The sequence below is a fragment of the Coprococcus aceti genome (assembly GCF_025567285.1).
GTDB lineage: Bacteria > Bacillota > Clostridia > Lachnospirales > Lachnospiraceae > Coprococcus > Coprococcus aceti.
The window spans coordinates 58,749-71,637 of the sequence record NZ_JAOQJT010000010.1; the positions used below are offsets into that span (position 1 = coordinate 58,749).

12 protein-coding genes are annotated in these 12,889 nt (G+C 44.2%); 1 reads left to right on the forward strand and 11 read right to left on the reverse strand.

Features of this window, described 5'->3' with window-relative positions:
* Positions 1 to 4: 4 nt before the first annotated feature.
* The 3 genes from OCV54_RS12395 to OCV54_RS12405 all read right to left on the reverse strand — a co-directional run bounded on the left by OCV54_RS12395 (position 5) and on the right by OCV54_RS12405 (position 2,777).
* Positions 5 to 1,153 (reverse strand): glycosyltransferase family 2 protein, encoded by a 1,149-nt coding sequence (locus tag OCV54_RS12395; RefSeq protein ID WP_015533459.1) that lies wholly within the window; start codon positions 1,151 to 1,153, stop codon positions 5 to 7.
* Positions 1,154 to 1,270: 117 nt separating this feature from the next.
* The gene (locus OCV54_RS12400) at positions 1,271 to 2,107 is read right to left on the reverse strand and encodes an undecaprenyl-diphosphate phosphatase (RefSeq protein WP_055224292.1); all 837 of its coding nucleotides are present in this window, start codon (positions 2,105 to 2,107) and stop codon (positions 1,271 to 1,273) included.
* A 157-nt stretch (positions 2,108 to 2,264) separates the two neighbouring features.
* Complete coding sequence (locus OCV54_RS12405; protein ID WP_192934988.1) at positions 2,265 to 2,777, reverse strand: DNA-deoxyinosine glycosylase; 513 nt, start codon at positions 2,775 to 2,777, stop codon at positions 2,265 to 2,267.
* 239 nt (positions 2,778 to 3,016) lie between these two features.
* On the opposite strand from OCV54_RS12405, the gene OCV54_RS12410 reads away from it, so the two are divergent.
* The gene (locus OCV54_RS12410) at positions 3,017 to 4,339 is read left to right on the forward strand and encodes a sodium-dependent transporter (RefSeq protein ID WP_055224294.1); all 1,323 of its coding nucleotides are present in this window, start codon (positions 3,017 to 3,019) and stop codon (positions 4,337 to 4,339) included.
* Between the two features lie 128 nt (positions 4,340 to 4,467).
* Here OCV54_RS12410 and OCV54_RS12415 read toward each other — a convergent pair whose 3' ends face one another.
* The 8 genes from OCV54_RS12415 to OCV54_RS12450 all read right to left on the reverse strand — a co-directional run bounded on the left by OCV54_RS12415 (position 4,468) and on the right by OCV54_RS12450 (position 12,838).
* Positions 4,468 to 6,486, reverse strand: a complete 2,019-nt coding sequence (locus OCV54_RS12415; protein WP_055224296.1) for a PAS domain-containing hybrid sensor histidine kinase/response regulator — start codon at positions 6,484 to 6,486, stop codon at positions 4,468 to 4,470.
* A 92-nt stretch (positions 6,487 to 6,578) separates the two neighbouring features.
* Entirely contained in the window at positions 6,579 to 6,875 is a 297-nt protein-coding gene (locus OCV54_RS12420; RefSeq protein ID WP_015533463.1) for a hypothetical protein, read from the reverse strand.
* The gene (locus OCV54_RS12425; protein WP_055224298.1) at positions 6,872 to 7,897 is read right to left on the reverse strand and encodes a lysylphosphatidylglycerol synthase transmembrane domain-containing protein; all 1,026 of its coding nucleotides are present in this window, start codon (positions 7,895 to 7,897) and stop codon (positions 6,872 to 6,874) included. The genes OCV54_RS12420 and OCV54_RS12425 overlap by 4 nt, the downstream gene beginning before the upstream one ends.
* 161 nt (positions 7,898 to 8,058) lie before the next feature.
* A complete protein-coding gene (locus tag OCV54_RS12430) occupies positions 8,059 to 8,781 on the reverse strand; it encodes a zf-HC2 domain-containing protein (protein WP_055224300.1) in 723 nt (240 codons plus the stop codon).
* Positions 8,782 to 8,801: 20 nt separating this feature from the next.
* Entirely contained in the window at positions 8,802 to 9,323 is a 522-nt protein-coding gene (locus OCV54_RS12435; RefSeq protein ID WP_242859659.1) for an RNA polymerase sigma factor, read from the reverse strand.
* Positions 9,324 to 9,540: 217 nt separating this feature from the next.
* A complete protein-coding gene (locus OCV54_RS12440; protein ID WP_055224301.1) occupies positions 9,541 to 10,323 on the reverse strand; it encodes a TPM domain-containing protein in 783 nt (260 codons plus the stop codon).
* Positions 10,316 to 12,007 carry a hypothetical protein gene (locus OCV54_RS12445; protein ID WP_055224303.1) on the reverse strand — a complete coding sequence of 564 codons (1,692 nt, stop codon included), beginning with the start codon at positions 12,005 to 12,007 and terminating at the stop codon, positions 10,316 to 10,318. The genes OCV54_RS12440 and OCV54_RS12445 overlap by 8 nt, the downstream gene beginning before the upstream one ends.
* A 63-nt stretch (positions 12,008 to 12,070) precedes the next feature.
* The gene (locus tag OCV54_RS12450) at positions 12,071 to 12,838 is read right to left on the reverse strand and encodes a zinc ribbon domain-containing protein (protein WP_055224305.1); all 768 of its coding nucleotides are present in this window, start codon (positions 12,836 to 12,838) and stop codon (positions 12,071 to 12,073) included.
* Between the last annotated feature and the right edge of the window lie 51 nt (positions 12,839 to 12,889).

The window sequence follows — 12,889 nt, forward strand, 5'->3', positions numbered from 1 at the left end:
ACCTCTATTTGTTTCGACTAAATAAACTCTTGATCTTTCTAGGTATGAACATAATGACCGCACCGATCCTGAATGTAGGTGTCTTCTTCACTCTGTCCAGATCTGCACGGGTCTGATGAACCAGACCACGGAGTCTCTTGACTTCTCTCTCAAGCTTGCGCTCACGATCTGTACATGCGATCCTTGTATAATAGTAATCGTCAGGGGACTTGATGATAAACTGGATGTTCGCCCACTCAAGCTTTGTAAATATAGTCTGATCAATCTCCTGCATCTCCATTGCTCTCTTGAACTCGGAGCTGTATCTTCTTATATAATCCTTCTTGAATTCAGGTCCGATTCTCCTGATCGTCTCGTTGTAATTGTGGTATTTCTTGAGCCAGTATACGCCTCTGAAACGCTCCCAGATCTCAGGATCCTTTACAAGTATATCTCTGATGTGATCATACTCAACATTGACACAGTATACCTTCTCTCTGCTGTGAACAGATGAATTCGGGTTATCTCTGCGGTTCATATAATATGGCTTGTTCACTATCATAGCTCTCTTGGCATATATAAATGTCTGGAACCAGAAACCATTGTCCTGGAATGATGCTCCCGGAGTCTCGTTGTGTCTGATATGATACTCCTCTATGAAGCTTCTCTTGTAAATTCCACTCCATGTGTTCATAATGAAACGGATCGCACTTGGTGTCTCGCTTGGATTGAACACAACATTATAATCCTCTGCATTCGGTGACAAGTGGTTGTACACCAAAGTCATGTTGCCATTGTCATCGTTGCGCTTAAATCTATAGAAATCTGCCTTTACAAGGTCAAGGTCGTTCTCAACCGCCTTGTTGTACAGTTCCTCATACATATTAAGTGGCACAAAATCATCAGGCTCAACTATACCAATATACTCACCTGTAGCCTTATCAAGACCGATATTCATGCCTATTCCATAACCGCCATTTTCCTTGTCAACAATAATGATACGGTCGTCTTTCTCCGCATATCCCTTTAATATTTCAAGTGAACTATCTGTAGATCCGTCATTGATACATATGATCTCGATATCCTTCAATGTCTGATTTACAACACTATCCATACACTCCACCAGATACATCTCTACGTTATATGTTGGAATGATGATTGAAACCTTTGCCATCTTTCTTCTCCCATAAAATTTTATCACAATGTTAATATGTGCTATAATGCACAATTCATGGGCATTATAGCACATACTATATATATTATGCAATTTTTGATTTTATTTATTTATAAGCTATGCAAATAAGGCAAAATATGCAAGAACTATAACTCCGAGCACGATCCTGTACCAGCCAAATATCTTGAAGTCATGCTTCTTGATGTAGCTCATCAGGAACTTGATGACAACAATGGATACAAGGTATGCAACGACACAACCTATAATAAGTATAGCGAACTCAGCACTTGTAAATGACAGTCCGAATTTGATCATCTTCAGAGCACTGAGTCCGAACATAACCGGAACCGCAAGGAAGAATGTGAACTCCGCTGCTGCCACTCTTGATACACCGATGAGCAGAGCGCCTATGATGGTGGCACCTGAACGGGATGTACCCGGTATGATGGAGAGCACCTGAAACATACCTATAAGAAATGCTGTCTTGTATGTTATGTCGTTCAGCGTCTCAACCTTCGGTGTTCTGGTCTTGTTCCAGTTCTCAATCACAATAAATGCTATTCCATAGAAAATAAGGGCAATCGCTATGACAACCGCTGTGTGCAAATGCGCCTCTATGTAATTATCAAACAGTATCGTAACTATCGCTCCAGGTATACATGCAACAACTGTCTTGAACCACATACTCCAGGTATCTTTCTTCATGACAGGCTGTGTCTTGTCTTTGAGCTGGAAAGGCCACATCTTATTCCAGAATATGGTCACGACAGCAAGTATCGCTCCAAGCTGTATCACCACGAAAAACATTTCCTTGAAATCAGTGCTCGCATTCAGTGAGATAAATTCATCCACAAGAAGCATATGTCCTGTGCTACTGATCGGGAGCCACTCTGTGACACCCTCCACGATACCAAGGAATACTACCTTAAGTATCTCGATAAAATTTAATGCCATCTCTTCTCTCTCCTTTTAACTTAATTATGAATATTCTATATTCACAGCGGATATCTGACTCCATCCGGCTGCGGTCTCTATGATAACATATTCTCACTCGTTGTACATCATTCTACAGAAAGCTTTAGAAAATGTTATGTATGAGTTTATCTTCTGTCTATAATTTGCATATATCCGGTATCTCAGCACCCCAGATGTCAACCAGCTTATCCACTGAAAACGCAGCATTTGCCGGGCTTGTGGACGGAAGTACAACAGGTTCTATGCCAAGTATCTTCTGCTGATATTTTGCATAATACTTTCCTGAGGTCTTGCCGTTGCATATCACTTTTGTGACCTTGGAAGCTTCCACTATCTTCGACAGATCCGTGGGCGTAACATTCTTTATACTGCTGTCGCTTGAACCTATGATGTCACAACTGTAGATCGCATCCCACAGGGCTATGTGGTGTGCATGCAGCATGGCTTTCTTCTCATCTATGGTCACCGGAAGTTTCTCGCCAAGCACTCTGCTGATGACCTTCCAGAATCTGTTCTGCGGATGTCCGTAGAAGAACATCTGCTCCCTGGACTTCACCGATGGCAGGCTTCCCAGTATGAGTATCCTTGATTTCTCGTCGTATAGTGGGGGAAATGGATGTACTATATGTTCATATCTGTCCTCTGTCAATCTTCTCACCTCTCAGATAATATTCAAATAACTTTTTCCATTTTTCTGGTACATTGTACGCCACCTGCCGGTTATTTTTCAATTAAATTCTTGCTTTTGCAGCTATGTTTTAAGTCATGTCCACATTATTTAATTTACTTCCAAATGATATTCATGTATATTAATTAAGTTAACGTAATTTACGGACTATGAGGGAGGTCCGCCAATGCGGTAACGAACACATTTGGGAGGAATTATACATGAAAAAGAGAGAATCTTTTAACAACAAATGGGGCTTCATCCTGGCCTGCATCGGCTCTGCCGTGGGCATGGGCAACATCTGGATGTTCCCTACAAGAGTCTCCATATACGGCGGCGGATCCTATCTCATACCATATTTTATATTTGTGGTACTCATCGGATTCACCGGAGTTATCGGAGAGATGAGCTTCGGACGAGCTACAAGATCCGGTCCAATCGATGCATTTGGAATCGCCATGGAGAAAAAGGGCAAGCGAAAGCTCGGTGAACTGCTGGGCGGCATACCTGTGCTCGGCGCACTGGCAATGGCCATCGGATACACGGTCGTCATGGGCTGGATACTGAAATACATGATCGGAGCTTTCACCGGAAGCACACTGTCACCGGAGGATATAGACGGCTTTGCTTCAAGCTTCGGCGGAATGGCATCTTCATTTGGCAACAATGCATGGCAGATCATTGCACTTGCCATCGGAATCACCATCCTTATGTTCGGCGTGGGCAACGGTATTGAGAAGGCCAACAAGGTCCTGATGCCGGCGTTCTTCGTATTGTTCATCATCCTGGCCATATATGCGGCATGCCAGCCGGGAGCCATAGAGGGATACAAATACATCTTCCGCATAGAGCCAAAGGTACTTGCAGATCCAAAGACATGGATATTTGCGCTGGGACAGGCATTCTTCTCACTCTCAGTTGCGGGAAACGGAACTCTGATATACGGCTCATATCTGCCAGACGATGAGGATATACCGGGGGCTGCCGGACGTGTTGCACTTTTCGATACGATTGCTGCCATGCTTGCCGCACTGGTAATCATACCTGCCATGGCAACTGCCGGAGCACAGCTCAACCAGGGCGGCCCGGGATTGCTGTTCATCTATCTGCCATGCCTGTTCAAGTCCATGCCTGGCGGTTATATTATTGCCATACTCTTCTTTGTGGCTGTGTTCATGGCGGGACTGTCATCACTAATCAACCTGTACGAAGCACCAATCGCAACGGTGCAGGAGAAGCTTGGAGTTGGCAGAAAACCTGCATGTGCCATCATCGGTGTCATAGCAGTTGTGGTATCCATCTGTATACAGGGTATCGTATCTGATTGGATGGATGTACTGTCCATCTACATCTGCCCACTTGGCGCAGGACTTGCCGGAATCATGTTCTTCTGGGTATGTGGCAAGAAATATGTTGAGACACAGGTCAACACCGGAAGGGAAAAGAAGTTCACAGAAAAGTTCGTGCCTATATGCAAATACATCTACTGTCCTGTATGTCTCCTTGTATTGATACTTGGTATCCTTCTCGGAGGCATCGGCTAGACAGACATTTCAATATAATTAATAAAAAGTAGTCTGACGGATCATCACCATGTATAACACTGGCGATGTCCGCAGACTGCTTTTTACTTACTGTATCATTATCTCTTTAATCGTGTATCTTATTGTTTTTAATGTCTGTATCCCGCAATTATATGTAATGCCTTATCCTCATCAAGTGGCTTTGCTATATGCTCATTCATGCCCGCCGCCTTGCACTTCTTCACATCCTCTGCGAATACATTTGCAGTCATGGCAATGATCGGAATGGTTCCGGCATCCTCAAGGTCTGAGCTTCTTATCTGCCTGGTGGCCTCAAGGCCATCCATCTCCGGCATCATCACATCCATGAGTATCACATCGAAGCTTCCAGCCGGATGTGATCTGTATATCTCAACAGCCTCACGGCCATTTGCCGCAGTTGTGGCAACAGCACCAGCCATCTCCACCATAAATGTTGCTATCTCCATGTTGAGCGAATTGTCCTCAACCAGCAGTATCTTCATTCCATCAAGTCTGACTGCCTCGTGATCCTCTGGCTTCTCCGGCTCAACGACATCTGTACAGATCTCAAATGGTATCTTCATGGTAAATGTAGAACCCACACCCGGCTTACTATCAACCTCTATGCTTCCACCCATGAGGTCGAGAAGCTCCTTGGTAATAGCCATGCCAAGACCTGTTCCCTGATACTTTGTTCCCGCATCAGTGTGCTCCCTTGAAAATGGCTCAAACAGGTGGCTGATGAACTCCTGGCTCATTCCAACTCCTGTGTCAGCTATCCTGAACACATAATTGGAATGCCTGCCGTCTACAGGTATCTCGTCCATCCACGCCTCTACCGTTCCGCCCGGCTTGTTGTACTTGATGGCATTTGTCAATATATTGAGAGAGATCCGCTGAAGATGAAGCGGACTGCCTATAACCATGTTGTGCTTTATATTGAAATGAGCACCCGTAAGCTTCACATCGTTCTCCTGTGCCATGACCAGGATCGGATCATATCCACTTCTCAAAACCTTTATTATGTCAAACGGTTCACTGGTGAGCTCCGTTCTTCCGCTCTCAAGTCTGCTCATATCAAGCACATCGTTGATGAGCAGTTCAAGCTGTTTTCCAGCATCATCTATCTTGGACAGCGCATCCATCACTCTGTCCCTGTCATCTATGCACTGTTCGGCAATTCGTGACATTCCAAGGATTCCGTTGATAGGTGTTCTTATGTCGTGTGACATGCGTGAAAGAAATTCCGTCTTCGCTGTATTTGCACGCTTGGCCTCTTCGTAAGCTTCGGCAAGCAGCTTCTGGGCACGGATCTCCTCCTTCTTCTCCTCGTCGATCTCCTGAACACCTATGAGTATACGGGTGAGTTCACTCTCCTCATCCGTCCTGACTGGAATCGCCGTTATACGGCACCAGCCATATAAAGTGTCCCGGAAATCCTTACTGACGCTCTTCTCCGTCCTGAGTTTCTCCGCCAGCCTGTCCAGATTGTAGAATCTGCGCATCTGCTCACGATCCTCTTCAACCACACAGTCATTTATCACATTTTCTATTGTCTTTCCTGCTTCGTAATCCGCATTCTGTGCCGGCTTTCTGAAGGTATCACCTTCCTTGATAACCCGCACCTTACCGGTCTGAAGATCGAATATACACACAATAAAATATATGCTGCTAACAGCCTTGATAACCGAATCCTGCTCCCGGAGTTTCTCCTTGTGAGCCTGTTCCGCATTGCGCACAGCGGTTATATCCTGATGGTAGCCTCTGACTTTTATGCCATCGGTAAAACTCCTGTCCCGAACACCGCCACATCTTATGTGCAACAGTCCTCTGGTTGGATGCATCCAGGTATATATAACCTCAGCCTTGCCGTCGCGTCTTATGGTCTCCATGTATTCAGCGGTGGCCTGCTGTGACTCCTCAGTAATGCCTGCTATCCACTTTACATATCTATCTTCAGGCGACAAATCATCAGTCGTTCCAAGAAGAGCGTTCATCTTCTTGTTCGCATACAGCATGGATCTGCCGTCGTTCATGAGCACCATGGTCCACATACCAATACCGGCCCCGGCCAGGGTCTCTTCTATCTCACTCTGTACCTTTTTCTCCTGTTCCTCAGCGCTCTGATTAGCTTCATTTTCCGTCATTATATCAATCCTTTTTCCATATACTTTTCTATAAATATTTGTACCATATAACGACAGATTTTACCAGTTAAGAAACTCAACTATTATAAAGATTATTCATCATCTTCATCCAATCCGAAGCCTTCCTCCAGAAATCGGTTCCACTCGGCATTGTTGCTCTCAAGCTGCTTCTTCTGCATGATACGGTTCCGGTCTGCGAGAATGGACAACATCTCATCCACAATCTCCTCAAGAGGCAGCTCCTGATAATGCGACAGATAGCCCATCATCCTGCCCGCCGTAAAATCCGTATTCAGATTCTTTGATATGAGATCACAGAACTCCTCGGGATATCCCCGGTCAAGCATCATCTCATAGAGCTCCATGCTCATCTCTGATCTTGGTTTCATTCAGATCTCCTTCCTATCACAAAGCTTGCCACCACTGTAAATATTGCACTGATTATCAGCTCAGTATAGTATCCCAGCCCTCTGCTGAGTATCATGCCCGGCAGAAGCAATGTGCTGCCAAATATCGGCAAGAACATCTCCATAAAGAGTTTTTCACTGATTCCCATACCACCCGGAAGGGGAAGCATATCCACCGCAACTGCTATGGCTCCCTGCATGAGAATGATAAGCCATGATGATGATCCTGAAAGTCCAAACGCCTTGTACACAAACCATGTAGCTGCAAATAGTGAGAATCTTTGCACAACTGTTATAATGAACACTACCACCAGCATCCCGAAATGTCCTACCATGTAATCCGCAGTCTGGTTGTACTTTTCCATTGATGCCGCGAGCTTTTCCTCACGGGACTTCTTGTGTCTTAAAAACTTCATCCGCTCAAGAAGTCTACTGCCATTCACCACAAATGCCTTTGCAAGCGACGGGTGAAATGCGAACAGCACCATTCCTGCCACACACACAACGTTCAGCACAAGTCCAAGATAAAATACCCACTGCACATCATCTATATATGTATGTATAAAACTCTGTCCAAATATAGCTATTCCAAGTCCCAGAAGTACCAGCACCAGCTTGTACATGATCGTCACTATGAGCAGTACCTGAGTTGACACCGGAATAGGGATCTTCTTTTTCTTCATATAATATATCTGAGCCGGCTGTCCACCTGATGCAGATGGCGTGATACAGCTGAAAAAGAATCCAACCGACGAGAACAGGAAACAGGTTCCCCTGCCTACATTCACTCCAAGATTTCGCATCATATAATGAATGATAATTGATTCTCCCCATATAAATACCACAACACATACCACTCCCGGTATGAGCCACCAAGGATTCACCGTCTGAAGTATATCAGATATCTGTCCTATATCCTCGCCGTGAAACACTCCGTATATCGTTCCGGCAAATATGAGAACCAGGAACAATACGTTGAACACCATCTTTTTCTTATTTCCCATTTAGCTTACTATCCTTTTCATAACTGGGGCAATACCCCTTTAAATACAGCGTGAACGTCATGCACAATGCTAGTATATCATGGATCATTCAATTAAATGGCAAAAAAGGGTGGTTTTTACTTTAATTATTTGTAATGTGAGTTTTATGTGGCATACACATTCTATTTTTCACTGTTCAGGATCGGCAGATTCTGGCTCTCCTCCCAGAGAGTCGCAACCACGGTTCCATCCTTGTGACAATACACAATCTTATTTATAACTCTTGGCTCCTCATCGCCATAGTATATATCTGAACTGCCTGTATCCTCATGTTCTGTCTGAGGGACAGCCGCGCCCTCTCTATATCCTCCAAAGCTCTGATACGCCTCACTTGACATCCACGACCTTGCATTTCCAAATATATCAAGTGATGTCAGCCCCTGCTCCCCGAGATAAAATTTGAATACGCCGCTGTCCATTTCATCTGAAGTGCTTATATCTACTATCTGTCCCATTCCCTCAAGTCCATTCTGGTGAAGGTACAACATTCCGTCTATCTCGACAACCTGGGCAGCCTGTTGTATCCCCTCCGATGTCATCTTTGGCCAAACCTCAGTCCACCTGCAGGTTATCGCCCAGTTGAGCACTATCCAGAGCAGCACAAATATCAATATAACCGCCAACGCTCTTCCTCTTATCTTTTTATTTACAAATTTCTTAAATTTCTTTACACCTGAACTATCCTCCATCGGAAGCACAAGATGCGACTTCATGCGCTCAACCGTCATCAGGCAATCAGGACAATGCTCTATATGCTCCTCAACCTTTGCCTTGCTCTCCTCGCTGCACACGCCATCCACGTAAAGTGGTATGAGATCTTTTATAATTTCACAATCTTTATTCACTATTATACCTCCTGTTTCTGTTACATTTTATCCATTATCATCATTCTGGCACGGTGATATGTCACTCTCGCCCAGCTCTCCGTCTTGCCAAATATATCAGCGATCTGCCCGAATCTCAGTTCACCAAATACCCTGAGCGTGAACACTTCTTTATATGGCTCCGGCAGATCATGCAGTATTCTATGGATCTTTATAGCCTGCTCCTTATCAACCGACTCAGATATGAAATCATACTCCGCAGCCCCCATAAGTGCAGCCTGTGACTCTGACCGGTTATTTACCGCGTCAACGTCCACCTGCTCCCGGTTCTGTTTGCCCGCATATGTAAAGTATGTATTCTTGGCTATCTGACAGAGCCAGACCTTTATATCACAGTCTCCTTTGAACCGATCCACAGCTTTTATCGCTTTAACAAATGTCTCCTGTGTTATGTCTTCGGCTATGTGGGGATTCTTAGACAGTGCCAGCACAAAACGATATACGTCTTTGTAGTACTTTTCGTATATTTCTTCTATTCCATTTTTTTCTTTTCCTGACGCCAAGTTTTTTACCTCCCTTCACATATAAGACCAGTATAATTGAAAAACGTTACAAAAGGAGCAGACGCATGTAAGGCGCTTCGCGCGGCGTCTGCGTACTTCACAAGGAATCCTCCCACTTACGTGAGTCCCTCCTTATGAAAATAAAATGCTGTGAATTTCGAAAATTCTTCACAGCATTTTTCATCGTTTATATTTTGTCAGATTTTCTTCTCTTTGACTAGAAGCTGTGGCCTCCACCGCCGCCGCCGATGCCTCCGAAGCCACCGCCGCCGATTCCACCATGGCCTCCGGATCCAGATCTTGTACTTCTCGTTTCAGTGAGCATATCATATTTCTGATTCATATTATATGAAACCTTTGTACCGATAAGCAGATTTTTTGAACCCATATCATGTACTTTTGATGTTTTCTTCAGCAGAAGATAATTAAGCAATATAGAAAATATTATTGCAAGGAGTATGTTGCTGATATGCTTCATTGGACGGCTTATCTGCTCTCCTACCAGCAGCATATTTATCTGCTTGAATGCCTCATTTGCGCACTCAAAATATTTCTCTTCACTTGCATATTCATAGACATTGTCTGTTATCGTATACGCATTTGTCTTGGTGATGATCTTATACGGTTCGCCATAAGAATAGATGTATATCTGTCTATTATACAAATCAATGAGGAACATAACACCATCCAGGGTGCCCAATTCCCTTTTGTAGGATGACTCAGCATGGTACGCTGAAGAATGGAATGCAAATTCCGATATCTCGCATAATACATTACAATAACGAGCCGTCTCCTGCATAGTCTCCGTCAATTGTGCTTCCTGACTTTTAGTCAACACATTGGCATAATCCTTGATTATCACTTTATAGTGGTAACTGTACGAATCATCCTGATCATTTTCAGATGCGTGGACAGTCACTGCACCGTTGCATCCCACAACCAGAAACAGCAGCATGATCATTACAGTGATCACCACTCTGCCAATTATCGCTCTACGCACGATGATCACCTCCCTTGTACTCAAACTGCGGAAGTGGTCTTGTGGACATCCGGTTGTGGCTGATAACCAGGTCTATAAGCGTCAGAATGGTTGCAGCACACACCAGGAGCACGCATCCATAATAATACTTATCCATAACCGGGTTTATCAACACAACCACTACAGACAGAATGGTGGCAAAGGCAATAAATAATCCCATGACGCCACTTTTTCTTTTTACTCTTCTCACGTTTGCTATGCCTTTTACTGCTCCATAAATGGCAACCAGACACGAGATGACCGCCACAACATAACTGGCCTTTCCCATAATATCCCAGTTAAAAAGTAAAGGATTTATTCCAAACTTCAGGCAAAAAAATAATATCATGCATGCTATCAGCTGTATGACTTCAAGAAAACAAGAAAACTTTATAAATGAAGTTATCTTATTTTTTAATTTTCTTTTTGTATTTTTTTGTGGCTTTTTTGTTTGTAGCTTTTTTATTTGTAGCTTTTTTATTTGTAGTTTTTTCTTCCTGCCTCCACTTTTCTTTACATTGAGTGTATGCCTTGCGAAGAATCCCACATCATTTTCATGTGTCTCTACATCCGCTATCTTCTCCATCTCATCGCAATATATCATGGTCACAAGCGCACCTATCGCAGATACAAATGCGAGCAGAACGCCAGGTCTCACCGTAAGAAATAAGTTCAGCAAAAAGTATAATGGAGCCACTCCTATCAGGCATCCCAGCAGGAACTTGCCGATATCAAGCGGTATATCCGCAGCCACTTTTCCTGTGCTGCCATTTACCGCTGCATATGCAATACGCTTACCGTTCTTGTATGACAAAAGCCACACAGGAAACAACCCGGTCTTTGCTCCAGTGATCTTTATATCCATCGTTTCTGACAATGGCTCCTCCGGTTCACCGATAGCATCGTATGTACATAGATGATGCTTTATCTTACTCATCATCACATCATACGCCATATCACCTGTCACCTGCGCTATCTTATCCCTGTACACACCATAATCCACATCCGGCAGATCCGCGTAGAACCCGCTCAGATATCCCATGGAAAATGGTTTCATATCCGCCGAGTCAAATGGTGCCACCTTACTGCTGAGATCATCCGGAAACAGCGATGATGCATCCATGGTTATATTCTCATAATGATTATCCGCAAAGCATCTTACATTATATGTATGACTGACTGTATCAACCCCTGAGCTATAGCTGTCCGTCGCCCTGACAGCTGTTTTACCTTTCTGGTCAACATCACACAGCCAATACGGCATGTATATTCCACGGAACTCCTGCACATTTCGTCTGTGTTTCAGCCTGTTCGGAGCGTATATCGCCCTCTTCATGACTGTGGCATATGATGCCTTGCACATGTCCTTCGTCACCGCAAACGGTATCACATAATCCGGTCTTCTCTCGCTTTTCAGCCGGCTGGAAAGCATAGTCGCTGCCCCGCAGTAACTGCAGAATCCCGTCGCTGATTCATCTGTACTGTATATCTCCCCACCACACTGCGGACAAATGAATACAGTAAGTTCCATAAGCTTGCGTTCCTCGCTGTCCTCATCCTTGTCGACACTCTCCGGCTCGTATTCATTTCCACATGCTTTGCAGTACATTTTCTTTCTTGCTATATCATATACCAGATTGCTGCCACATCCGGCACATTGTATCATATGTATTTCCCCCTGTAATATAAATTGTGAAAGATTATTGACGAAATAACCTAACTCATTATACTACCTCTTTTTATAAAGAACCAGTTCCGGATTTGTCCCTTCCGCCTCATATGTCGATATCAATATAAAATCCATATCCGCCAGGACCCCAAAACATCTGTCTCCACCAAACTCACATTCCAACTGATTTCCCAGATATGTCTTCTCGTCATCAAGGAATCTGACATTCATGCCATTTGGCAGACGATACTCGAGATTCACATATTTGCCAACAAGCGCATTGAGTCTTTCAAGACGGGGCATTCCTTCTATATGAAGCGCATTGATCTCGTCTATAAGCTGCTCTTTAAATGCCTCAAACTGGCCGCCATCACTTAGCTGCTCATAACGCTTCCAATAATCAAGCTTCGGCAGAATTTCCTTCAAATATGCTCTCGCCTGCTCCTCAGTGAAATTCTCCCCCACCATATTCTTCACACATACATCGATCAGATCATCCATGTTGCTGTAGGTATAAGTACCGTCGGCATAACACCATTTGCAGTAATCCTCGTTCAGCGCACCATCACTGTCCCGCCCCATAATGGCATCGTCCTCAAGCGGCATTCCACAGCACTGACATATCAATTTCCTCGGTTCGCCAAGCAGAGTGTTTATCGATACATCAAACTCTTTTGAAAGCAGTTTCAACGTATCTGTATTCGGCACTGTATCGCCGTTTTCCCAACGTGACACCGCCTGCCTTGTGACCATGACCTTCTCTGCCAGGTCATCCTGGGATAATCCCCGTTTGGTTCGAAGTTCTAATATAACGTCCTTTGTCTCCATTGTACTCACCTCCGTTATGGATATCATAACAGATTGCGGGGATTGGGGAAA

Coding starts and splice junctions, on each gene's coding strand:
- OCV54_RS12420 (WP_015533463.1), bottom strand. CDS start 6,875: ATGAAACCAAGATCAGAGATGAGCATGGAGCTCTATGAGATGATGCTT.
- OCV54_RS12450 (WP_055224305.1), bottom strand. CDS start 12,838: ATGGAGACAAAGGACGTTATATTAGAACTTCGAACCAAACGGGGATTA.
- OCV54_RS12400 (WP_055224292.1), bottom strand. CDS start 2,107: ATGGCATTAAATTTTATCGAGATACTTAAGGTAGTATTCCTTGGTATC.
- OCV54_RS12415 (WP_055224296.1), bottom strand. CDS start 6,486: ATGACGGAAAATGAAGCTAATCAGAGCGCTGAGGAACAGGAGAAAAAG.
- OCV54_RS12445 (WP_055224303.1), bottom strand. CDS start 12,007: ATGATACAATGTGCCGGATGTGGCAGCAATCTGGTATATGATATAGCA.
- OCV54_RS12395 (WP_015533459.1), bottom strand. CDS start 1,153: ATGGCAAAGGTTTCAATCATCATTCCAACATATAACGTAGAGATGTAT.
- OCV54_RS12410 (WP_055224294.1), top strand. CDS start 3,017: ATGAAAAAGAGAGAATCTTTTAACAACAAATGGGGCTTCATCCTGGCC.
- OCV54_RS12425 (WP_055224298.1), bottom strand. CDS start 7,897: ATGGGAAATAAGAAAAAGATGGTGTTCAACGTATTGTTCCTGGTTCTC.